Here is a 23,274-nt window from a genome sequence, read left to right as displayed (position 1 = left end):
ATAAAAAAACCCGGCGGGCATGCCGCCGGGTGATTGGGTTTCTTAGCCGTTCTTGCGCTGGAACTCGCCCATCAAATCAACCAGTGCCTTACAAGCCTCATAAGGTACGGCGTTGTAAGTGGATGCGCGAAGATGACCTACGCTGCGGTGGCCGCCCAAGCCGACGAAGCCGTTCTTCTTGGCTTCCGCCAAGAATTCTTTCTCCAGCTCTTCGGTTTGAAGCTTGAAGGTAATATTCATGATGGAGCGGCTGTCCTTCTGAGCCATTCCTTCATAGAAGCCGCCGCTGTTGTCCAGCGCGTTGTAGATCAGGTCGGTCTTCTCGCGGTTCAGCTTCTCGACGGCGCCGATGCCGCCCTTTTCCTTGATCCACTTCAGCACTAGGTTGACCATGTAGATGGAGTAAACCGGAGGCGTATTGTACAAGGAATTGTTCTTGATGTAGGTGCTGTAACGAAGCATGGTCGGCAGGTGCTTCGGGGTCTCCTTCAGCAGATCGTCCTTGACCACAACGACGGTTACGCCGGAAGGACCGAGATTCTTCTGGGCGCCCGCGTAGATCAGGGAGAACTTGGAGGAATCGATTCTGCGGGACAGGATGTCACTGGACATGTCCGCTACGAGCGGAATGGAGCCGGTATCCGGGAAAGCTTGGTACTGGGTCCCCGCGATCGTTTCGTTGGAGGTGACATGCAGGTAAGCGGCATTCTCGGGAATCTGGATCTCGCTCAATGCCGGAATATGTAGAACGCCTTCTTGGGAGCTGGCTGCGATGTGGGTTTCACCGATCAATTGAGCTTCTTGGTACGCCTTCTCCGCCCACGAACCCGTCATGACGTAGCTGCCGACCTTGCCGGAGGCGAGCAGGTTCATCGGGACCATGGCGAACTGGGTGCTGGCGCCGCCTTGAAGGAACAGCACTTTATATCCGGACGGAAGCTCCAGATGCTCAAGCAGAAGCTGCTGGGTCTCGTCGTTAACGGCTTCGTATTCTTTACTGCGGTGGGAAATCTCCATGATAGACATGCCAATCCCCTTGAAGTCTACGATTTCCTCTTGCGCACGCTGCAGAACTTCCAGCGGAAGTGCTGCCGGGCCCGCATTAAAGTTATAAGCTCTTTTCATGTAAATCCACACCTGCCCCTTCACGTTTTCATCTATGATAGCAAGATTCACTAGGTTCTACAAGTAGGTATAAGGCTGTCACACAAATTTTACTTTTCTCCTTTACAGCGTTCCATAAGAACAACATCAAAGAGATAAATGAGTAAATCATCGGCCCAAAAAAGAAGCAGCCTCCCAACCGGGAGACTGCCATAGGTTACGCTTATTCAGGTAATTTGTATACATGAACCTGCTGCATGCCGAACTTCAGACTGTTGTCTCTGGAGCCTGGCAGGAAGATATCCACCTTGTTTCCCTGGATGGCACTACCCGTGTCGGAGGCAATGGCGTACATTCCGCCGGCGGGAAGCCCGTTGTAGGAATAACCTTCTATATAGAGCCTGGTGCCGAGTGGAATGACGTTGGGATCCACAGCTACGGTGCCCAGCTGAAGGGGCCTGCCGAAGTAGTCCACGGCCCCATAGCCGCCGTTCTCGCTCGGACTGGCCGAATAGGCGGTTGCGGTGAAGCTCGAGAGCAGCTGCATCTTGGGCTTATACCACGCGGGCGCATGATAGTTCCCATCCTCGTTCAGAATCGCGATGAAATTGTTCGGATCCCATTGGACGCGGATGCCGGAAGCTTCGGAGATGAACCGGAGCGGTATATAGACCCGGCCTTCCTGAAGGATCGGCGCGGAGGCCAGCTCCACTTTCTTCCCGTCGACCTCAACATCCTGCTGTCCCGTTACCATTTCAATATGAGTACCGTCCGAGTTCAGCATATGAACCCGAATCCGGCCGTTCTCCTCGGACCACTGGATCTTATATCCCAATTCCTCCAGTACGAAACGGACCGGTACCTGGGTCAGCTTGTTCTGATCGATGAAGGGCTGCGCATCCGGAAACCGGATCAGCTCGTCATTGATCTGGACCTTCACGTCCGAACCCGCGGCGGACGAGGCCATGGCCGGTTCAGCCCCTGCCCAACAGGAAAGAGCGACCGCCGACGCACATGTCAAAAGTAAGCTTTTCAGCCCTGTGCGAAAAATATTCAATTGTATGTCCTCCTTGTAGCCTCCGAGGTTAGCTGTCGGGTTCGGGAAGAAGGTTTTCCCTAGCACGCTCTTACTGACGCGCTCATTCACCCCATGTAAATCGTCCCCCGTACCAGCACTTTTATTTTGGTATGTATGCTGGATTCGGCACTACATAAGCTAACATATCGAGCAACGGGCTGGCAACCGCCAAAACATTCCAGCCCCCCATCCTGACAAGAAAAGAGGGACTATCCATGTCCGGCAGCACATACCGATTGTTCACGGCAGTTCCTTTGCCCGCGGAGATCAAGAAGTCTTTGGCTGAGTGGACCCGTGCCCATAAAGCTCTGTACCCTTTCCAGAAATGGGCCCACACGGAGGATCTGCATATTACCCTCTATTTTATGGGGGACACGGAGGAGGAACGACTCCCGAGGATTATGGCATCCCTGGAGGAGGCCGTTTCTCTCCACGTCCCGTTTAAGCTGCGCCTGAGCGGTTTGGGCACCTTCGGTCCTCCCGCGGCGCCCAGCATTCTGTGGACCGGCCTGGAAGGGGACAGAGACCGTCTCGTCAGTCTCCAGCGGGATGTCCTTCAGGCCCTTGTCCGTGTAGGCTATTCCAAAGAGGACAAGCCTTTTCGTCCCCACATTACCCTGGCCCGCCGTTATCAAGGAGACCGTCCCTGGACGCAGGTCCGAAGCAAGCTGCCTGAGCCGGCTGGCCTTGACGGCCTCGAATGGACCAGCGGCTCGGTCATCCTGTACCGAAGCCATCTGGGCCGCAGTCCCATGTACGAGGTCGTGAAGGAATTCCGGCTTCCTGTTCTCAGCGCCACCTGAAGTTGGCACCCTTCCTTCCCCCGCGCCCATCCGGATCAGGGCACCCTAGAAGCATCCGGATGAAAGGGAGGAACGCCCGTGTTGACTGAGCACAAGCGCACCGTTCTTCGGGACCGCAATTATGTTTTATTAGACGGCAAATGGCGGCACAAAGGCGAAGAACCGGATTTGTCCTTTCTGGCCGTGGAGCTTCTGAATGACGGGGACTTTGAAAATGGGCTGGACCGGTACGTCTCGGCCCTGCACCGTCAGATCCACCAGGTTCATCTGGGTGCCCCGCTGTTCCGGTTCGAACAGTGACGGTAAAAAAGCCCTCCGGGATCAGGATCCCGGAGGGCTTTTGAATGTGATTGATGAATACCTGCCAATTAGCAGCCGAAGTACAGGGAGTACTCGTGCGGATGAATCCGGATGGATACCGCTTTGGCTTCTGCACGCTTCAGCTCGATGAAGTTGTTGATGAAGTCTTCGGTGAAGACTCCGCCTTCGGTCAGGAAGCTGTGGTCAGCTGCCAGTGCATCCAGAGCTTCATCCAGGGAGCCCGGAACACTGCGAATCTCGGCTTTCTCGGAGTCAGCCAGCTCATAGATGTTCTTGTCAACCGGACCGTAGCCCAGCTTGCGCGGGTCGATCTTGTTCTTGATGCCGTCCAGACCGGCCATCAGCATGGCAGCGAAAGACAGATACGGGTTAGCGGTGGAGTCCGGAGTACGGAACTCGATCCGGGAGCCCTTCGCGTTAACGGCTGCGATCGGAATACGGATGGCAGCGGAACGGTTGCCCTTGGAGAATACCAGGTTAACCGGAGCTTCGTAGCCCGGAACCAGACGCTTGAAGGAGTTGGTGGACGGGTTGGTCAGCGCGATCAGAGCCGGAGCGTGGTGCAGAATACCGCCGATGTAGAACAGAGCGATTTCGCTCAGGTTGGCGTACGCGCCCTTCTCATAGAACAACGGAATGTCGTTGTTCCAGATGGATTGGTGAACGTGCATACCGCTGCCGTTGTCGCCGAAGAGCGGCTTCGGCATGAAGGTTGCCACTTTGCCGTATTGACGGGCAACATTGTGGATGATGTACTTGTACTTCTGCAGGTTGTCGGCAGTCTTGGTCAGCGTGCTGAAGCGGAAGTTGATCTCGCCTTGGCCGGCGGTAGCCACTTCGTGGTGATGACGCTCGATGCGCAGGCCTGCTTCTTGCATCAGGCGGCACATTTCGGAACGGATGTCTTGTTGAGTATCAACCGGAGCTACCGGGAAGTAACCGCCCTTCACGCCGACCTTGAAGCCCAGGTTGCCGCCTTCTTCCTTGCGGCCGGTGTTCCAAGCGCCTTCTTCGGAATCAACCTCGAAGAAGGATTTATTCATACCGCTCTCGTAGCGGACATCGTCAAAAATGAAGAATTCGGATTCAGGAGCGAAGTATGCTGCGGTACCTACGCCGGTGGTTTGCAGGTATTGCTCTGCTTTAACGGCGATGGAACGCGGGTCGCGCTCGTAACGCTCGCCGTCCGGAGTGAAGATATCACACAGGATGACCAGAGTCGGATGTGCGGTGAAAGGATCCACGAAGGCAGAGTCCGTATCCGGCATCATAACCATGTCGGATTCTTCGATACCGCGGAAGCCGGCGATGGAGGAGCCGTCGAAGGCTACGCCCAGTTCGAAGGTTTCGGCTTCTACTTCACATGCCGGGATCGACAAGTGATGGGATTTGCCGCCGATATCGGTAAAACGAAAATCAACCCACTCAATACCTTTTTCTTTGATGAGATCCAGCACTTTCTGAGCAGACATGGATAAATACCCTCCCTAATTCCGAACATTATTGGTTTGTAATGCTATGATTGTTCAAGTTTTCAGTCAACTTGCACCTATTATAAAACGTTCGGTTTTAAGCGTCAATACTTATGTAAGGTATTTTTTTGGGCCATGTTAGGTATCTTCACAGCACGGTTCATAATATCGCCAAAAAGGCTTATTCCCAGTGGAAACCCTTGGAATAAACCTCTTTCTTCATTATATACACTTCTGAAATCCCGAATATTACTTCTTCCAGGAGCCGGCCAGAATAGGCTCTTTGCGGGTGGTGAAGGACTTGCCGCACAGAGGCGCCAGCTTCTCCAGGTCGGACAGCAGATCTGCGAACTGATCCGGGAACAGGGATTGTACGCCGTCGCCGGTCATGGAATTGTCCGGATCGGTGTGCATCTCGATGATCAGGCCGTCGCAGCCTGCGGCAACGGAAGCCTTGGTCATCGGGACGACCAACTCCCTGCGGCCGGTACCGTGGCTGGGGTCGGAGATAACCGGAAGATGGGACAGCTGCTTCAGAACCGGGATGGCGGCCAGGTCCAGCGTATTGCGGGTGTAGGACTCGAAGGTGCGGATGCCGCGCTCGCAGAGCATGACATTCGGGTTGCCGCCGGCCAGGATGTACTCGGCTGCGTTCAGGAACTCATCGTAGGTAGAGCTGAAGCCGCGCTTCAGCAGAACGGGCGTCTGGATCGTGCCCAGCTTGCGGAGCAGATCGAAGTTCTGCATATTGCGGGTCCCCACCTGCAGAATGTCGGCGTATTCGGCGCAGACATCCACGTATTCCGGAGTCATGACTTCGGTGATGGTCAGAAGACCATGCTTCTCACCCGCATCCTTCATCCACTTCAGGCCTTCCACGCCGATGCCTTGGAAGCTGTAGGGGCCGGTGCGGGGCTTGAATGCGCCGCCCCGGAGCACTTGGCCACCTGCTTGCTTCACCAGACGGGCGATCTCATCGATCTGCTCCGGCGTTTCCACTGCACAAGGGCCGCCCATGATCACGAGCTCGCTGCCGCCGATCTCCACACCCTTGATCTTGATGACGGTGTCGGCCGGATGGAACTCGCGGGAAGCCATCTTGTAGGACTTGGAGATGCGGACAACCTGCTCCACTCCGGACATCTGGCGAAGATGCTCCGCAAGCTGGGAGTCGAACTTGCCCACGATCCCGATGACGGTGCGGTCTTCTCCTTGGGATACATGCGCTTGCAGGCCGTGCTTCTCAATATATCGAACAATAGCATCCACTCGTTCTTGGCTGGTCTTATTGGATGTCACTACGATCATTCCGAACACTCTCCCTTTGCTTGCACACTTCAACGCTTGTGTGCTTCTATGCTTTTAATCGTTAAAGTAACTATATCGGATTAGCGCCTGTACGTCAAGCGTTTTTTCGCCCTAATAGAAAACCCGCCCGTGCTCGATGCACCGGGCGGGTCTTGAATTTACTCCATCTGAAGCAGCTTGGAGGCCGCCTTTTTGCGGCGCCTCTCCTTGCGGCGGGCCGTGTACCATTCCAGCAGAAGCCATACCGGGAAGTACATGATCAGACCCAGGATGGCGCCGACGGCCATTCCTCCGATGACCAGGTCCAGCGCCGGGCTCACGATATTCCCGAGCCAGGCCGGCAGATGTGTGATCGCCCGGTGCCAGGCCTCGGGTACGACGGCGTCCCCAACCATCCGGTTCAGGAACGCCATGGGAATATAGATGATTTTGCCGAAGACGAAGCCGATGAGGGCCCCGGGAAGGCTCGCCCGCAAGAGATAGACCAAGGGAATGATCAAAACGGCTGCCAACCCGAACGTCGGCAGAGTGAACATCTCTACGGCGATACCCACCGAAAAGCCGCGCGCCACCTTGGAGGGCCCGCCTTTTGCACGGAGCAGCTTGATATATCGGTATTTGAACCAACGCCCGGTTCCGGCTAGCCATTTTTTCATATTAGGATTTTTCCCTTACGGTTGGGATGAGTCGCTTCATATTAACGGTTCTGCGGATCACCCAGGTATCCGGATTCTCAGGACTGTACTGCTCCAGATACTGGATGACCTCCTTGGTGATCGGGGTGGGCGTGGAGGCTCCGGAGGATACCGCCACCTTGTTCACACCCTTCAGCCAATCGGGATTCAGCTCACCCAGGTCCGCGATCCGGTAGGCTCTGACCCCCGCAATCTCCTCCGAAACCTGCGCCAGCCGATTGGAATTGTTGCTGCGCGGATCTCCGACGATCAGCGTCAGATCCGCCTCCTTGGCCTGCTCCGCCACAGCCTCCTGCCGCAGCTGGGTGGCGAGGCAGATCTCGTTGTGGATCTCGGCGGTGGGGAACTTGGCGATCAAGAGGTTCATGATAATCTTGATGTCCCATTGGCTCATGGTAGTCTGGTTCGTAATCACGATCTTATCCGTCGGAATCGAGAGCGCCTCGATCTCCTCCGGCTTCTCGATCAGGTGAACCCGGTCCGGCGCCACGCCTATGGCTCCCTCCGGCTCCGGATGGCCCTTCTTGCCGATATAGATGATATGATAGCCGGCTTCCGTCTTTTCCTTGATCAGGACGTGAGTCTTGGTCACATCGGGACAGGTGGCGTCCACCACGGTCAGCCCTTTGTCCCGCGCCCGCTGCCGAACCTCCGGGGAGACCCCGTGTGCGGTGAAGATGACGGTGCCCTGGGTGATCTGCTCCAGAATTTCGAGACGGTTGGGCCCGTCCAGCGTGATGATTCCTTCTTCCTTGAAGTACTCCGTCACATGGGCATTATGCACGATCATGCCCAGTATATAGATCGGCCGCGGCACATTCAGATTTTTGGCCGTCTGCATGGCAAGCGCCATAGCGTCCACGACGCCGTAGCAATAGCCCCGCGGGGAGATTTTGATCACTTCCATACGAGCTGCACCTCCTTCATGCTGATTATACTCTATTCCCCCAATTGTTGAAAGGAAACCGGGAGCCAGACCACGAAGGTGGTGCCGACGCCTTTTTGAGTCAGAACCTCGATGGAGCCTCCGTGCTCGTCAATGATCCACTTGGCGATGGACAGGCCCAATCCGGTCCCCGAGGTGACGCCGCGGGACACATCCGCCCGGTAGAACCGCTCGAAGATGTGGGGCACTTCTTCCTTGTCCATGCCGATCCCCGTGTCGGAGATCCGGATACCCACCTGATTGTCGGAGCGGACGGCGTCCAGACTAACGAAACCTTCCTTGGTGTACTTGAACGCATTCTCGATAAAGATGAACAGGAGCTGCTGCAGATAGTCCTTATCGCCACGGACCCCGATGCCGTCCAAGGACGACAGGTCGCCCAACCGCCAATCCACAGTGCGCTTCAGATGCTGGGCTTTGCGGGCCGCTTCCTCCACCGTATCCCGGATGACGACCGGGTCCTTGGACATGGCATGCCCGGCATCGGCCCGGGCCAGCGCCAGCAGGTCGTTGACCAGCCGGCTCATCCGGGCCGCCTCGCCGGCAATATCCCGCATGGCCTCCAGGGACATGCTGAGCTTCTCCGGGTCCTCCAGTGCCGTCGTGGCGGAGTTCTCGGTCTGCCTCCACATTTTCTCCAAGAGGTCCACGTTGCCCCGGATGGTGGTGAGCGGCGTCCGCAGCTCATGCGAAGCATCCGATACGAAGCGGCGCTGCGCCCGGTCGGACTCCTCCAGCTCCGTATAGGCCCCCTGGATGCGGCCCAGCATGCTGTTGATCGTCTGAGTCAGCCGCCCGATCTCGTCATGGGGACCCTGATAATCGATCCGGACTCCCAGGTCCGCCCCCTTCTCGATCTGAGCCGCCGCCGCGATGACCGTGTCGATGGGCTTCAGTGCCTTGCGGGCCAGGAACCAGCCTAGGGATGCGGCCAGGATCAGTGTGATGAGCGACAGCATCAGAAGCACCAGCTTCAGAGTCTCGAGAATCTTCTCGGTGCTGTCGATGACCACGGCAATCTGCAGAATTCCGTAGACGGTGTTGGAGCCCTTCTCGTACAGCGGGCGGTTCAGGACCAGGAGCAGGTTCTCCCCTACGCTCTGGCGGTAATAGGCGGATTCGCCGGCTTCCACCTTCGATTGGTTGTAATTCAAGGGCAGCTCCACATTCAGGGAACTGTCGGCGATGCTTCCGTCCATATTGACGGCTTGAAGGAAATACCCCGGGTACTTGAACTGGTTCAGCGGCGGCAGCTTGAACACGATCTTGGTCTGCCCGTTGGAGGAGAACCGGATCGGGATGATCTGGGATTCGATCTCCCGGACCAGCACCTGCATCTCCTTCTTCTGATCCTGAAGCAGGATAATCGAGGAACTGAAATAGAGCGCTACACCGAACACTAACAGAAGCACGGCCAGGATGGTGGAGTACCAGAGTGTCAGACGCAGACGGATGGACATCTTACGAATCCCCTCTCAGGACGTAGCCGGCGCCCCGGACCGTCTGGATGATCCGCTTGCCGCCGTGCTCCTCCGTCTTCTGCCGCAGAAGGGCGATGTATACCTCCATGACATTGGATTCGCCGCTGTAGTCGTAGCCCCAGATCTTCTCCATGATCAGATCCCGGGACAGAACCCGCTTCGGATTCTGCATGAACAGATGCAGGAGATCGAACTCCTTGGTGGTCAGCTCGATGAGCTTGCCCTCCCGGAATACCTCCCGGGTGTCCAGATCCAGCACCAGGTCCTCATACTGTAGCCGGTTCGTCGGCGCTTCCGTCTTCTCCGCCGCCTTGCGCCGGAGCAGCACCCGAACCCGGGCCAGCAGCTCCTCCAGCGCGAACGGCTTCACCAGATAATCGTCCGCTCCCATGTCGAGTCCCTTGACCCGGTCGGAGATGTCGTCCTTGGCGGTCAGCATCAAGACTGGCGTGCCGATGCCCCCCTCCCGGATCCGGCGGCATACCTCCCAGCCGTCCACCTTGGGCATCATGACGTCCAGGATGATGACATCCGGTTCCTGCTCAAGCACCCGGCGGAGCCCCTCCTGTCCGTCACCGGCGGTAGCCACGCTGTAGCCCTCGAAGGTCAGCGCCCGGCGCAGCATGGACGTTATTTTCTCATCGTCGTCGATCACTACGATCTTCTCTCTCATGAATACGATCCCTCCAGAAGGAATTGTCTCTATCATACCAGATTCCGCCCCGTACATGGCAAGAAGCGGGCTTCCGGCGTCAACCGCCGAAGCCCGCTTCGCGTATCTCCTCTGATCGGCCGGGTGGGCCGTCTCTATTCCTATTGCTGCTTCTGGGCGAAATCGTTCTTGTTGCCGATCGTAATGTCAACCGCAGCCTTCTGTCCGTCGCGGAGGATGCCGAAGGAAGCCTTGTCGCCCACCTTCTTGGCTTGGATCTTGGTGATCAGCTCCTCCTTGGTCTTGACGGCCGCACCGTCGATGGAGGTGATGACGTCATAAGTCTTCAAGCCGGCCTTGAAGGCCGGATGGCCCAGCTCCACGCTGACGACCATGACGCCGTCGGTGCCGTCAATCTTCAGCTCCTTCAGGTAGGAGGCGTCCACATCCTTCAGGCTGCTAAGGGTAGCGCCGATGTAAGGCACCGGTGCCTTCGGAATCTGAACGTTGTTCTTCAGGCTCTCCAGAACCTCGCTGATCGTGCTGGTCGGGATGGCGAAGCCGATGCCCTGGGCCTGCGCGTTCACCGCGGTGTTGATGCCCACGACCTCACCGTTCAGATTAAGCAGCGGACCGCCGGAGTTGCCGGGGTTGATGGAGGCGTCGGTCTGGAACAGGTGCTTGTAGGTACGGGTGCCGGTGGTTTCCGGAATTTCGATCTCCCGTTCCTTGGCGCTCAGCACGCCGACGGTTACGGTGTGCTCGAACCCGTACGGGTTGCCGATGGCCACCACCCAGTCGCCGATGCTCATGCTGTTGGAATCGCCGATGGGCAGGATCGGGAAGTCCTTGGTGCCCTCGATCTTCAGCACGGCCAGATCCAGCTCGGCGCTGTTGCCCAGCAGCTTCGCGACGAACGGCTCGTCGTAGCCCTCCACCGTGACTTGGATCTCTTCCGCGCCTTCGATTACGTGCTGGTTGGTCAGAATGTAGCCGGACTTCTCGAAGATGAAGCCGGTTCCCATCCCTGCCTGCTGCTTGGTGCCCGCCTTCGGCTGGGATTGGCTGTTGCCGCCGTTATTGCCGTTGCCGAAGAAGTATTGGAAGAAGGGATCGTCCATCAGGGAGTTGGACCGGGTCCGCTGCTTCACGGTGACGAACGATTCGATCTTGACGACGGCGGGGCTGGCCTGCTGCACGATGGAGGAGACGCTGCCCGGGCGGCTGATGTCCAGGGCCGCGCTCTTCACGCCGGCGGAGGAGCCGGAGCCCGAGGACACGTTGGCGGGAGCCGATGCGCTGCCGGAGCCGCCGGTTGCGGTACCGGTGAACAGGTTCATGCGGTCCGAGGCGAACATCAGGCTGCCGACCAGCACGGCGCCGGCCATGAAGGCCGCGAACATGCCGCGTACATTGGAGCGCCGCTTCGGCGCAGCAGGAGCCGGTGTCCAGCCGGAGGGCGCCGCAGGAGCCTGCGGCTCCTGCACGCCGTACGGATACGGGCGGACCGGTTTGGGCGCCGTAACCTCCACCGACTCGGAGTGGTCGAGAGATTGATAGGAAGCGGCCGATTCGGAATCGCCTTCCGGCTGCGGAGCGGATTTGTAGGGACCGTATGAATAATAGTAAGGACGCTCCGGATCGGCTTCTCTGCGGGAATCCTTATTGTCGTTCGCGCTATCGTCTTGGGACTTGAAAAAGTCGCTGTAGTCTTTTTTGTTCTCTTCCATCTCGGGGTTCCTCCTTCACCGGATCCCGGCGTTACAGGGCGCTTGCCCTTGCCGGATCCTTTGTTTAACCTGATGTCTCTATCATGCACCCCCAACCTTAAACGAACCTTAAATTGCGCTAAAGCCAAGCTAAATTAATAGAAAAAACCGCTCCGGTCCATGCCTCGAGCGGCAGCCGAAACGGTTCCTATCATTGTTCTGGGATGAATGGACGAATTTGGGCATACTCCCGTTCAATGAACCAAGCCTTGCTCGACCTTGCGCAGAAGGTCCTCCGCCTTCTCCACCCACTTGCCCTCGACGGGGGCATCCTTATCCACGGGGGATTGGAATTGGTCCACCAGAGCCTTGTACACCATGGCGTCGGCGTTCTGATCCAGCCCGTCATTATAGAGATGCTTCAGCACGAAGGGCTGGCCCAGCCGGACGATGGCGTCGGAAGCGTCGGAATCTCCGTCGAAGGTGCCATGGGTCACCGTAAAAGGCACCCGTACCCAAACCTTATGCTCTTCATCCAAGTATCGGTCAAAATAGCCGTGGTCATACTCCCAGTTCCCGCCCAATGCAAATTCATACTGGCCCAGGTAGTCGTTCAGATTAACAAAAGCCGCATCTCGGTTTTCCAGACTCGATGTCAGGGGAATCATCCATCCGCTCTCCTTTGGCATTCGTTTTCCATAGGATGGGCAGGGAAGGAGTTTTTTATGTCCTCTTCCGGAGCACCGCGGACCGGCTTATTTCTCCGCTTCGGCCAAACCCTTGCGGTGGGCGTAGATAGCCAGCTGGGTCCGGTCCTCCAGACCGCACTTCATCAGCAGATTGCTGACATGGGTCTTGACCGTCTTGATGCTGATGTGCAGCTCGTCGGAGATCTCCTTGTTGGACTTGCCGTCAGCGATGAGCAGCAGCACCTCCTTCTCCCGGACGGTGAAGCCCTCATCGTCGTTGCGGGCCGTGCGCTGCCGGAGTCCGCGGGTCAAGGCCTGGGACACCTCCGACACCAGAACCGGCATGCCGCGGGATGCGCCCTCGATGACGCTTACCAGCTGCTCCGCCTGAATCGTCTTCAGCACGTAGCTGATGGCTCCCGCCTCGATGGCCTTCACCACCTTGTCCTCCTCCAGGAAGCTGGTCAGCATGACCACCTTCACGGCGGGGTACAGCTTCAAGAGCTCACCCGTCGTTTCGATTCCATCCATCCCCGGCATCATCAGATCCATCAGCACCACATGGGGCATGGCATCCGGGCCATTCAGGGCCAGATGAGCCAGCTGATTCAAGGCATCCGGGCCGCTCCCCGCCTCTCCGATCACCTGAATGCGAGGCTCCAGCAGCAGATAGGTCTTCAACCCCAGCCGTACCATATCATGGTCATCCACGATCATCACTCGTATGCTTCCGCTCATTCCGCTCCAACGCTCCCCACTTGACCGAATTTCGGTATATGAATATGAATGCTCGTTCCGCTGCCCGGCTTGCTCCGGACCTCCGCATTGCCTCCCAGCCGCTCCGCCCGTTCCTTCATGGTGGCCAGCCCATAGGAGGAGCGCTTCGCCGGATCCACCGTGAAGCCGACTCCGTCATCCGCGATCTGCAGCACCAGCTGGTGGCCGGCATCATAGAGGGTCAAGGAAACGTGCTTGGCCCTGGCGTGCTTGACCACATTGGCCATGCCCTCCTGGATGATCAGGAAGAGCTGGTGCTCGATGGCTTCGGTCAGCCCGTCCGGCAGGGAGATCTCCAGCTTGCCCTGGAGCCCGTTCTGATTGCAGTAGTCCGGGAACCACTTCCCGAGGGCCTCCTCCAGCGTCTGGTCCTCCAGCTCCAGCGGACGCAGCTGGGCGATCAGGCTTCGCATCTGCCGCTGGGCGTGGTGAGACATGGTCACCAGCTGGCTGACCACCATCTTGGCGCCCTCCGGGTTCAACTCCAGCAGCTTCGGCAGCGACGACGCGGACATATGGATGGCAAAAAGCTGCTGGCTCACCGTGTCGTGAAGGTCCCGGGCCAATCTTTTGCGCTCCTCCATTACGGCGTCCTGATTGGACTGCAGCTTCTCCATCACGTCCGCTTCCCCGAATTGCTGGAGAAGCCGAAGACGGCTCTCCAGGGAGCCCGCCATGGCGTTGAAGTCCCGGTAGACGGAGTCGAAGGAATCTCCGTTCCCTACGGGCAGCCTTTCGGCCAGGTTGCCGATGGTGATCTGCTTGACGGCGAGATGCAGAGCATCCACCCGGCGCTGGTACTGGCGGGCTACGAAGTACCCGACGGACGGCCCGATCAAGAGCAGCAACAGAACAAACTCCACCCAGAGCTCAGGCCCGGGAGCCTCCTCATGGGTGGATATATAGTACCAGCCGAACAGGGCCAGCAGCAGGGTAGCCGAAGTCGCCGCCAGAAAATAAACCGGCAAGAGCCATTTGATATTCTTGATCCTCTTAAGCATCCGTTCGCCCCGTTATTACCCGACCCGCTTGATGAACACATCCCCGATGAACATGCTCACGGTCAGGTTGATCTTTTTCTCCGCTTCCACATAGTGCTTCGTGTCGTACTTCATATGCCGGAACATACCGCCCTCGTGCCGGTCCAGCACCTTCATGTCGCCGATGAAGGCCGAGGCCGTAACGCTGATCTCCACCTGCACGTCGTTCGGTACGAATACCTTCACGTCGCCGATGAAGGAGGAGACGGTAAGCTTGGTCTCCCCGTAAGGAATGCGTGCCTTCGTCAGATCGATGACCGTATCCCCGATGAAGTGGGACACGTTGGTTGGCTCCAGCTCCCAGTAATCGTGCCCCAGATGGATATCCCCGATAAAATTGGACCGGTCCACCGGACGGCGGTGATGGGCCTCCCAGCCGCTGTGCCATTCAGGACCGTTAGGCGGCGGGGGCGGCGGAGGCGGGGGCGGTGGAAATCCGCCAGGATTGGCGGCCCCCCCGATTCCATGCAGATCCGGTTCGGGAGGGATTGTCCCCTTGGTGGCGGCGCCGGACCCTGCTTGCGCGTCGGACACCAGCGGGAACGGATCGTCTCCCAGCTTCTTCACCACACGTTCATGGAACACGTGGTCCAGATCCCGCTCGATCTTGCGGGTATAGGCGGGATCGTATTCGGCCGGCTCCTCTTCAGGACGGATGGCTGCCCCGCCGTTCTCTTCAGGCGCCTGGGGCTCCATGGGATATTTGCGCGCCATCTTGGCCTTGTACTTGGCCTCCATATGGGCCGTCCGCATGGCATGGCGCTGTTCCCGGTGAGCCTCTCTCCGCTGACGATGCTCCTCACGCAGGGCGGCTCGGCGTTCCTCATGCTTGGATCCGGGGCCCTTGGTCAGCATATTCAAACCCACAAGGATCAGAATAACGGGAACGGCGAACTGCCACAGATCCAATCCCTGCAGGATGTCGATGTCCAGGTTCCGCAGGAGGAAATAGGTGCCGATCAGGGCGATGAAGATATTCCATATATAGGAGCCGCCCCATCCGTATTCCAGCTTCCGTTGGATCAGAATGCCCTTCAAACCGAAGTAGATCAGAAGGACGGGCCAATAATCGACGATCAGATGCACGGGATCTACGCTGACGGTACCGGTTTGGTTTAATAGAAAGAGGACTCCGGCTCCGATCAGGAGGAGGCCCCAGACCGTCTTGCTAATGAAGCGCTCGTTCATGTTCTTTCCCTCCATGGTGCTTGCCTTTGACTCTAGTGTAGTCGTTTTTGGAGATGGAGAAAAGAGGCGGGGGAACGAAGCGTGTCTCGGTCCCGAGACTGAGCCAAAACCTAACATCAACTGTTAGTTATGTTAGATATTCTGACACATTTTCGTTGACATATTTGTCGAGAGGCCCTTATAATGTGTGAGATTACTTACGAAAACGCTTTTAAGGAGTGACATAACAGGTGGATATCAACCAACTGTCCCAAGGACTCGACACGATCTGGGTCGTGCTCACCGCCGCCATGATTCTGCTGATGGAAGGCGGCTTCGCCCTCTTGGAGGCCGGATTCGTCCGGCAGAAGAACGCCGTCAGCATTATTATGAAGGTCTTCGTGGACATCGCCTTCGGTGCGCTCGTCTTTTATTTTATCGGGTTCGCCCTCATGTACGGCAAGGATGCCGGCGGCATTCTCGGCATTTCCGGCTTTATGATGGGCGGAGACCTGTCCCATATCCAGCTGAATATCTCCCATGATACTTATTGGCTGTTCCAATGCGCCTTCGTCATCGCGGTGATCTCCATCGTGTCAGGAGCCGTTGCCGAACGCATCAATTTCCGCGCTTACATCTTATATACCATCGCCATGACCGGCTTGATCTACCCCGTTGCCGGGCACTGGGTATGGGCCGTAGGCGGCTGGCTGGGCAAGCTCGGCATGGTAGACTTCGCCGGCTCCGCCACCATCCACGCCTTGGGCGGCTTCTCCGCCTTGGCGGCGGCCATCTTCATCGGTCCCCGGATCGGCAAGTACAACAAGGACGGCTCTGCTAACATCGTTCCTCCGTCCAACCTGCCGCTGGCCTCCGTCGGAGCCTTTATCCTCTGGTTCGGCTGGTTCGGCTTCAACTCGGGCAGCACCTTGTCCGCCACCAACGCCTCCATCGGGCATATCGCCGTTACGACCATGCTGGCTGCAGCATCCGGCGCCGCCTGCTGTATCCTGTTCACCATGTTCCGCTATAAAAAGGCGGATCCGCCGATGGTCATCAACGGCGCACTTGCCGGTCTCGTCGGCATCACCGCCGGCTGCGCCTTCGTCACCGACGGAGCGGCCCTCTTGATCGGCGCCGTCTGCGGCATCGCCATGGTCTTCGCAACCGAGCTTCTGGACGGCCGCCAGGTGGATGACCCGGTCGGAGCCTTCGCCGTCCACGGCGTCAGCGGCAGCCTGGGCACCTTGGCCGTCGGCTTGTTCGCCACACCGGAGCTGACCTCCGAGATCGGCAAAGGCTACTACGGCCTGTTCTACGGCGGCGGCTGGAATCTGCTCGGCGTTCAGGCCTTGGGCTTGGCCGTCATCATCGTCTGGGGCTTCTCCATCTCCTGGGTTTCCCTTATTCTGATTAACAAGGTCGTGAAGGTCCGCGTCAGCCGCGACGAAGAGCTGGTCGGTCTGGACGTTGGCATTCACGGGGTTCCGGCCTACAGCCAGGACCACGACTTCATCGAGATCACCAAGCTCATGGAGCCTGCCGCCAAGAATTAAATCATAGCGGATCATAGAACAATCCCCCGTCCCTGAACGATTCAGGGCGGGGGATTCTTTATGGGAATGAAAGGTTATGGACAGAACTTCCGTGCTTCAGCCCATCTCGCTCAGCATGGCTTCCGGCAGGACAACCTCGCCATGCGCCTTGGACTCCGCCATCAGGGCTTTGGCTGCTTCAATTTCGTTGCGAAGTTTCTTCACATGCTCCATCGGCTTTTTCACGTAGTGGATGTACTCTACGGCCAAATGGTGGTCCGGCTTGCGGCCCGTGAGCATGCGGCGAAGGGGGGACATGGTCTGATATGCCTTCTCTTCTACGGCGCGTTTCTTCTCGTACCGCTCCACCACCTGGAGGATCTCCTCCATCTGGTGCTGCTTACGTGCGATATAAGCCTCCAGAAAAGGCAGTAATTCGCCGGTCTTGCGCTTCTCGGCACGGACGGGACGGTTCGAATAATCCGGAATAAGAGCAGTCAGCATGATAATTCACCTGTCTCCACATGTTATATATAATTACACTAGAATCAGTTTACACCATTTCCCCCTAAATGAAAACCATTATTTTTAGGAATGAACCCGAAGATCCACCCCAATTACTGCCACAATCTCCCCGTTTCCATTGCGGATCCCTACGGAAAGGGTGACGCAAGGCTTCTTGGTGATGGCGGAGATGTAAGCTTCCGACTCATAGAGCTGGCCCGCCATGGCCTTCTGGAACCATTCCCGGCCTCTGGCGTTGACTAATCCCGCTGCAGGCTTGGAAAAAATGAAGGTTCCGTCCGCCCGGTTGGACCAGATGGCCTCCAGACCGTCGGTCTGTGCCATCCAGCGGCCCAGCAGCTCCCCATGAACGGCGGCGTCCAGCCCCTTCAATCCGGAATCCTCAGCCTTCTCCGACAGCCATGCCTTCATCTCGCGCAGCCGGCCGCCCAGCTCCAGCTTCCGGTTCTGCTTCGAGGACACACCCTGAATAGATTCGAACATTTCATGTGAGGTTTGGTCCAGATTCGCATAGATCACCTGCATGCGGCCGATCTGCATCCGCTGTCGCTCCATCATAGCGACCGTCTGCTCGATGCTGTTCAAGGTCTCGCTGACCAGCTCCACTACCTCGCCCAGCATGGTTGTGGAATCCATGGTGGTGGAGGTCTGCATGCCGCTGGCCTCCTCCGTCAATCCGATTATCTCATCGACATGCAGGACCCGGTGAAGGATCTTGTCCATATTGTCCTTCATGCTCCCCATCTCATGAAGACTGCCGTCCACCGCTTCCTTCTCACCCTTCATGGCGGTCACCACTTGATCGACCCCTTGCTCGATGGCCCCAAGAATGCCGGAGCTTCTGCTGACCGCCTCATGGCTCTGCTCGGCCAGCTTCTTAATCTCCTGGGCGACGACGGAGAAGCCCCTTCCGTTCTCCCCGGCCCGAGCCGCTTCGATGGACGCGTTCAAGGCCAAGAGCGAGGTCTGGGAGACGACCTCCCGGATAAAACCGTTGATCTCGCCGATATTGGACGCATGACGGGTCAGCTCATGAATCCGGTCCGCCATCGTCTCCTGATGGTGCTGGAGTTCCCCCATCACCCGGTCCGTCTGGTTCAGCGAACGGCAGACGTCAAGCACCAGGTCCTTCGTCTTCACGCTCTCCTCCCGCATGCCCGTGGAGTGCTCATGGATTTGGGACGCAGCCGCCGCCACCTCCTCCATGGAGGCGAATACCTGGGTGATCCGCTCCACCGCCTGCTGGCTGCGCTCCTTAAGCTGATCCTCCGAGGCCATGGAGGTATCGGCAATCTCGGTCAGCCGCTGAATGCTGGTGCTGACCTCCTCTTTGGCGGCGACCAGCCGGTCGGCCACCACCTGAGTTTCGTTGACGAACGCCTGGAATGCCTCACCGGCTTCCGGCGCAAGTGTTCCGATGCGGGTTGAGAACGCTTCGGAGCCGGCTGCCTCTCTCCGGCGAAGCAGGAGTCCCGCCAGTACGACAATTACGACAAATTCCACTGCCAAAGCCGCATACAACATGGTTCATACCACCCATCCGTCTAAATGTAAGGCGACTGTCCATGGGCCATTGTGCCGCTGTTTGTACCGATTCCATGGAAGAATTTCTTACATTATAGCGCTTTATGTCAAAATTGAAAAGGAGAGACTCACGTCTCTCCCTTGGGTATGTTCAGATGCTTATTTGTTGGCTTTCTCTACGGCCTTCGCTTGAGCGCCGGTGTTCTTTACACTGATTTCGTCCGCGAATTCAGCGTTTTCCTGCTTCGCTTTTTTGTTCTTCTTCGCCATGTCGGATCACCTCCCTGCTAGTTGTATTATTTGAAGATGCGTCCTTTTTTACGCATTCCGAAGCAAATTGGAACAGCCTTCTGCTTTATGTGCTGGCTTGTTAATTATGTACAAATTATGAACAATACCCATTTCCCCCCGTTTAACTGGAGTCTGATTAGTAAGAATAGTAAAATGGATACAACGTGATAATCATTTTCAAAATAAAGGAGCGAATATATCCATGAAATACCGCACATTGACAGGCACCGACCTGATCGTGTCCGAGGTAGGCTTCGGCGTCTGGTCCGTGGCTACCACCTGGTGGGGCGTGAAGGACCGCGGCTTCGGCGTCCGCCTGCTCCAGGAGGCCTTGGACCTGGGCGTAACCTTCTACGATACCGCAGACACCTACGCCCTGGGAGAAGGCGAGACCATCCTGGACGAGGCGTTCCGCGGGAAACGGGACAAGCTGGTCATTGCCACCAAATTCGGCTATGACATCTATAGCCAGCAAGGGGAGCGCAAAGGCTTCTCCGAGATGCCCCAGCTCTGGACCCCGGAGCATATCCGCTATGCCTGCGAGCAGAGTCTGCGCCGTCTGAACACGGATTACATCGACCTGTACCAGCTCCACAACGTCCGTCTCCAGACCCTTCAGGACGATGCCGTCTTCGAGACCCTGGAGCGCTTGAAGGAAGAGGGCAAGATCCGCGCCTACGGTCCAGCCTTAGGCCCCGATATCGGCTGGCATGACGAGGGACTGTGGACTCTCGAGAACCGCAAGGGCATCGCAATGATGCAGGTTATCTACAACCTGCTGGAGCAATGGCCGACCAACCAGTTCCTGGCTGAAGCCGAGCGTCAGAATACCGGCTTGATCGTGCGCGTGCCGCATGCTTCCGGCCTTCTGGACGGTTCCTACAATCCGGAGAAGCATTATGACAAGACCGACCATCGGAACCATCGCCGATACGAGTGGATGGGCCGCGGTCTGAAGGCGGTGGAGAAGCTCAGCTTCCTGTACGGTCCGGAGACCGGGCGGACCATCGGCCAAGCCGCCATCCTGTTCTCCTTGTCCGCCCCGATTGTGGCGTCGGTCCTCCCCAACATCACTACCAGCGACAATCTGAAGGAGTTCGCCTCCGCCTCCGATTGCCCGCCGCTGACCGATGCGGAGATCGCAGAGGTCCGCCGCCTGTGGGACACCGAGCTGATGGAGCTTCTGGACCAGCCGTACGCCGACAGCGAGAACAAGCCCATCCCGGCTGCTGCAGCCCAAGCATAAGCTTTACACCATCCTCTAGCCCTAACGCGAAAAGAGCTCCGATCCCGTACTTCGGGACCGGAGCTTCTTTATTTGCTAGCCTTCTTGGTGGCCGGAGTCTCGATGCTCTTGTCCACCGGAACCGACTTGGTCATGCCGTTCAGACGGTTCATCATGGCCTCCGTCACTTTGCCGTCGCCTTTGCGGAGGATGTAGACGCGAACCTTTCTTTTGCCCCATTCCTTATAGACCTGCTCCTTGGTGGCGAAATACAGGTCGATCTTATGGCCTTTGATGGCCCCTCCCGTATCGGCAACAACCCCGAAGCCGTAGCCGGGAATGTACATGACGGTTCCGATGGGAAAAATCTTAGGATCCGCCGCAATGGTGGAGAAGTCATCCTTACGGACCTTGACGCCGGAGTAGGTAATGCCGTATTCCGGATGCCCGGGCGACTTGCCCGTGGATTCCTTACCGGCGGTATAGCCGGTTGCCACCACCTCTACGGATTCCAGCTGTCTCATATCCAGATGCTCAAAGGGCTTCACTTTAATGCGTCCAATGGCTTCTTCCGCTTCCGCATATTCCTTGCCGGTATGGGGATTGGCCTCCTGAACCGCAGGCTTCCCGGCGGATTTGGACGGTGCTGCGTCCGTTGCCGTTATTCCCGCCGCCTTGGCTTCCGCTTCCCAACGGTATGATCCGTTCCAGCCGTGGAGCAGAGCGGACTGCTCACTGCCGTTCGGCCACATGCAAGTCAGAAGGCTGAACAGAACTACCAGATGACCTGTACGTAGAACCGAACTTCGTATCCTGCCATCACTCATGAATTGATATACCCTCCCCTAATCATGAAGGTTGCCCTATCCGGAGACTTCCTATTCACCGGCAACCGACCGTTCATAAGGTTTCCATTACCAGGAGAATTATTCATAGGAAAGCAAAAAAACCTCCCCGAAGGGAAGTTCATGTGCGTACTTGTTATTCCGCCTTGGTCTTGGTGGCGATATCCTCTGCAATCAGCTTCACGACGTCCTCGAGCTTCACGGCGCCCAGATCCTCGCCGCCGCGCTTGCGGACGGACAAGGTTCCGCTGTTCACTTCATTCTCACCGCAGACGAGCATGTAAGGAATCTTCTCCAGCTGGGCCTCGCGGATCTTATAGCCCAGCTTCTCGTTGCGCTGGTCGGCCTCGGAACGGATTCCGGCCAAAAGCAGCTTCTCGTTGGCTTCAGCCGCATACTTCTCGAATGCCGGAGATACCGGAATGACGCGGGCCTGAAGCGGCGCCAGCCAGGTCGGCAGGGCACCTGCGAAGTTCTCCAGCAGGTAGGCGGTCATCCGCTCCATGGTGGAGATAATGCCGCGGTGAATTACGACCGGACGGTGCTTCTGACCGTCTTCGCCGACGTATTCCAACTGGAAGCGCTCCGGCAGGAGGAAGTCCAGCTGGGCGGTGGACAGCGTCTCTTCCTTCTTCAGCGCCGTCTTGATCTGAACGTCCAGCTTCGGTCCGTAGAAGGCAGCTTCACCTTCTGCCTCGTAGTAAGGCAGGCCCAGCTCCTCGACAACCTCCTTCAGCATGCGCTGGGAATTCTCCCACATGGCATCGTTCTGGAAGTATTTCTCCTTGTCGTTAGGATCCCGGTAGGACAAGCGGAAGCGGTATTCCTTAATGCCGAAGTCTTCGTACACCCGCCGGATCAGGTTGACCACGCGAGCGAATTCCTCCTTGATCTGGTCCGGACGGCAGAAAATATGGGCGTCGTTCAATGTCATGGCGCGAACGCGGTGCAGGCCGGTCAAGGCCCCGGACATCTCGTACCGGTGCATGGTGCCGAGCTCCGCTACGCGGACCGGCAGGTCCCGGTAGCTCCGCATCTCGCTCTTGTACACCATCATATGGTGAGGGCAGTTCATCGGACGCAGCACATATTCTTCATTATCCAGCTGCATCGGCGGGAACATGTCCTCCTGGTAGTGCTCCCAGTGGCCGGAGATCTTGTACAGCTCCACGCTGCCCAGAACCGGCGTGTACACGTGCTGATAGCCGAGGCTCTCCTCCAGGTCCACGATGTAGCGTTCCATGGTCCGGCGAAGCTTGGCGCCGGCCGGCAGCCACAGCGGAATGCCTTGACCCACTTCCTTGGCGAAGGAGAAGATCTTCAGCTCCTTGCCCAGCTTCCGGTGGTCCCGCTTCTTCGCTTCCTCCAGCAGGTGCAGATGCTCATCCAGCTGGGCTTTCTTCGGATAGGCGGTGCCATAGATACGCTGCAGCATCTTGTTCTTGGAATCGCCGCGCCAGTAGGCACCCGCCAGGCTCAGCAGCTTGAATACTTTGATCCGGCCGGTGGACGGCACGTGCGGTCCGCGGCACAGGTCGAAAAACTCGCCTTGATCATAGATGCTGATCACGGAGTCCTCCGGCAGGTCACGGATGAGCTCCAGCTTGAAGGGGTCGCCCATCTCGCTGAAGATCCGGACCGCTTCGTCGCGGCTGACTTCCCGGCGGACGATCGGCAGGTTCTCCTGCACGATCTTCTCCATTTCCTTCTCAATCTTCGGGAAGTCCTCGGAGGATACCGGAACCTCACTGTCGATGTCATAATAAAAGCCGTCCTCGATAACCGGACCGATGCCCAGCTTCACGGCCTTGTCCCCGTAGATCCGCTTGATGGCTTGGGCCATAAGATGGGCGGTGCTGTGCCTCATGACCTCCAGCCCCTCCGCAGAATCCAAAGTGACGATTTCAACCGCCGCGTCACCCAGAAGCGGCGTATTCAGATCGACCACTTTCCCGTTGACCTTGCCAGCCACGGCGTTCTTCTTGAGTCCTTGGCTGATGCTTCCAGCTACATCTTCAATGGTCGAGCCAGCCGGATATTCACGGACGGCTCCGTCGGGCAGGGTTACTTTGACGGACATTTGTACG

The 23,274-nt window shown here is 57.6% G+C and carries 21 protein-coding genes and 1 riboswitch; of the genes, 4 read left to right on the top strand and 17 right to left on the bottom strand.

Annotation, left to right across the window (positions count from 1 at the left end; translation table 11 throughout):
- Nucleotides 1-42 precede the first annotated feature (42 nt).
- Nucleotides 43-1,125, bottom strand: coding sequence for a 3-phosphoserine/phosphohydroxythreonine transaminase (serC, locus tag ACSEXW_RS13190; protein ID WP_438446617.1), 1,083 nt, complete (start codon nucleotides 1,123-1,125; stop codon nucleotides 43-45).
- 202 nt (nucleotides 1,126-1,327) lie between these two features.
- A complete protein-coding gene (locus ACSEXW_RS13185) occupies nucleotides 1,328-2,071 on the bottom strand; it encodes a stalk domain-containing protein (RefSeq protein WP_438446616.1) in 744 nt (247 codons plus the stop codon).
- Between the two features lie 92 nt (nucleotides 2,072-2,163).
- Nucleotides 2,164-2,321: riboswitch (cyclic di-AMP (ydaO/yuaA leader) on the bottom strand.
- A 76-nt stretch (nucleotides 2,322-2,397) separates the two neighbouring features.
- On the opposite strand from ACSEXW_RS13185, the gene thpR reads away from it, so the two are divergent.
- On the top strand, nucleotides 2,398-2,985 hold the full coding sequence (gene thpR / locus ACSEXW_RS13180) for an RNA 2',3'-cyclic phosphodiesterase (RefSeq protein WP_438446615.1): 588 nt from the start codon (nucleotides 2,398-2,400) through the stop codon (nucleotides 2,983-2,985).
- A 78-nt stretch (nucleotides 2,986-3,063) separates the two neighbouring features.
- On the top strand, nucleotides 3,064-3,285 hold the full coding sequence (locus tag ACSEXW_RS13175; protein ID WP_438446614.1) for a hypothetical protein: 222 nt from the start codon (nucleotides 3,064-3,066) through the stop codon (nucleotides 3,283-3,285).
- Between the two features lie 68 nt (nucleotides 3,286-3,353).
- On the opposite strand, the gene glnA is transcribed toward ACSEXW_RS13175, so the two are convergent.
- The 11 genes from glnA to liaF form a co-directional block, all read right to left on the bottom strand.
- A complete protein-coding gene (gene glnA, locus ACSEXW_RS13170; RefSeq protein ID WP_438446613.1) occupies nucleotides 3,354-4,778 on the bottom strand; it encodes a type I glutamate--ammonia ligase in 1,425 nt (474 codons plus the stop codon).
- 249 nt (nucleotides 4,779-5,027) lie between these two features.
- Complete coding sequence (aroF, locus tag ACSEXW_RS13165) at nucleotides 5,028-6,086, bottom strand: 3-deoxy-7-phosphoheptulonate synthase (protein WP_438446612.1); 1,059 nt, start codon at nucleotides 6,084-6,086, stop codon at nucleotides 5,028-5,030.
- A gap of 158 nt (nucleotides 6,087-6,244) precedes the next feature.
- Nucleotides 6,245-6,742 carry a DUF2062 domain-containing protein gene (locus tag ACSEXW_RS13160; protein WP_438446611.1) on the bottom strand — a complete coding sequence of 166 codons (498 nt, stop codon included), beginning with the start codon at nucleotides 6,740-6,742 and terminating at the stop codon, nucleotides 6,245-6,247.
- Between the two features lies 1 nt (nucleotide 6,743).
- Nucleotides 6,744-7,688, bottom strand: coding sequence for a 4-hydroxy-3-methylbut-2-enyl diphosphate reductase (locus tag ACSEXW_RS13155; RefSeq protein ID WP_438446610.1), 945 nt, complete (start codon nucleotides 7,686-7,688; stop codon nucleotides 6,744-6,746).
- A gap of 32 nt (nucleotides 7,689-7,720) precedes the next feature.
- Nucleotides 7,721-9,187, bottom strand: a complete 1,467-nt coding sequence (locus ACSEXW_RS13150) for a sensor histidine kinase (protein ID WP_438446609.1) — start codon at nucleotides 9,185-9,187, stop codon at nucleotides 7,721-7,723.
- A 1-nt stretch (nucleotide 9,188) separates the two neighbouring features.
- Nucleotides 9,189-9,881 (bottom strand): response regulator transcription factor, encoded by a 693-nt coding sequence (locus ACSEXW_RS13145; protein WP_438446608.1) that lies wholly within the window; start codon nucleotides 9,879-9,881, stop codon nucleotides 9,189-9,191.
- Nucleotides 9,882-10,021: 140 nt separating this feature from the next.
- Nucleotides 10,022-11,590, bottom strand: a complete 1,569-nt coding sequence (locus tag ACSEXW_RS13140; protein WP_438446607.1) for a S1C family serine protease — start codon at nucleotides 11,588-11,590, stop codon at nucleotides 10,022-10,024.
- 233 nt (nucleotides 11,591-11,823) lie between these two features.
- A complete protein-coding gene (locus ACSEXW_RS13135) occupies nucleotides 11,824-12,237 on the bottom strand; it encodes a YugN family protein (RefSeq protein WP_438446606.1) in 414 nt (137 codons plus the stop codon).
- Nucleotides 12,238-12,324: 87 nt separating this feature from the next.
- Complete coding sequence (locus ACSEXW_RS13130; RefSeq protein ID WP_438446605.1) at nucleotides 12,325-12,996, bottom strand: response regulator; 672 nt, start codon at nucleotides 12,994-12,996, stop codon at nucleotides 12,325-12,327.
- Nucleotides 12,993-14,036, bottom strand: a complete 1,044-nt coding sequence (locus tag ACSEXW_RS13125) for a sensor histidine kinase (protein WP_438446604.1) — start codon at nucleotides 14,034-14,036, stop codon at nucleotides 12,993-12,995. Before ACSEXW_RS13125 ends, ACSEXW_RS13130 begins: the two co-directional genes overlap by 4 nt.
- A gap of 15 nt (nucleotides 14,037-14,051) precedes the next feature.
- Nucleotides 14,052-15,263: a cell wall-active antibiotics response protein LiaF gene (gene liaF, locus ACSEXW_RS13120; RefSeq protein ID WP_438446603.1), complete on the bottom strand. Its 1,212-nt coding sequence runs from the start codon at nucleotides 15,261-15,263 to the stop codon at nucleotides 14,052-14,054.
- Between the two features lie 230 nt (nucleotides 15,264-15,493).
- Here liaF and ACSEXW_RS13115 point away from each other — a divergent pair, with 230 nt between their 5' ends.
- Nucleotides 15,494-16,798: an ammonium transporter gene (locus ACSEXW_RS13115; protein ID WP_438446602.1), complete on the top strand. Its 1,305-nt coding sequence runs from the start codon at nucleotides 15,494-15,496 to the stop codon at nucleotides 16,796-16,798.
- Nucleotides 16,799-16,894: 96 nt separating this feature from the next.
- Here ACSEXW_RS13115 and ACSEXW_RS13110 read toward each other — a convergent pair whose 3' ends face one another.
- Nucleotides 16,895-17,281 carry a hypothetical protein gene (locus ACSEXW_RS13110; protein WP_438446601.1) on the bottom strand — a complete coding sequence of 129 codons (387 nt, stop codon included), beginning with the start codon at nucleotides 17,279-17,281 and terminating at the stop codon, nucleotides 16,895-16,897.
- An 84-nt stretch (nucleotides 17,282-17,365) separates the two neighbouring features.
- Nucleotides 17,366-18,826, bottom strand: a complete 1,461-nt coding sequence (locus tag ACSEXW_RS13105; protein WP_438446600.1) for a methyl-accepting chemotaxis protein — start codon at nucleotides 18,824-18,826, stop codon at nucleotides 17,366-17,368.
- A gap of 493 nt (nucleotides 18,827-19,319) precedes the next feature.
- Here ACSEXW_RS13105 and ACSEXW_RS13100 point away from each other — a divergent pair, with 493 nt between their 5' ends.
- Nucleotides 19,320-20,363 carry an aldo/keto reductase gene (locus ACSEXW_RS13100; protein WP_438446599.1) on the top strand — a complete coding sequence of 348 codons (1,044 nt, stop codon included), beginning with the start codon at nucleotides 19,320-19,322 and terminating at the stop codon, nucleotides 20,361-20,363.
- Between the two features lie 68 nt (nucleotides 20,364-20,431).
- Here the strand turns inward: ACSEXW_RS13100 and ACSEXW_RS13095 are convergent, their stop codons facing one another.
- Both ACSEXW_RS13095 and thrS read right to left on the bottom strand, forming a co-directional pair.
- Nucleotides 20,432-21,169 (bottom strand): 3D domain-containing protein, encoded by a 738-nt coding sequence (locus ACSEXW_RS13095; protein ID WP_438446598.1) that lies wholly within the window; start codon nucleotides 21,167-21,169, stop codon nucleotides 20,432-20,434.
- Between the two features lie 154 nt (nucleotides 21,170-21,323).
- Nucleotides 21,324-23,267, bottom strand: a complete 1,944-nt coding sequence (gene thrS, locus ACSEXW_RS13090; protein WP_438446653.1) for a threonine--tRNA ligase — start codon at nucleotides 23,265-23,267, stop codon at nucleotides 21,324-21,326.
- Between the last annotated feature and the right edge of the window lie 7 nt (nucleotides 23,268-23,274).

The organism is Oryzibacillus soli (assembly GCF_051594765.1).
Lineage (GTDB): Bacteria > Bacillota > Bacilli > Paenibacillales > NBRC-103111 > Paenibacillus_AR.
This window is presented reverse-complemented; position numbering and strand designations above follow the sequence as displayed.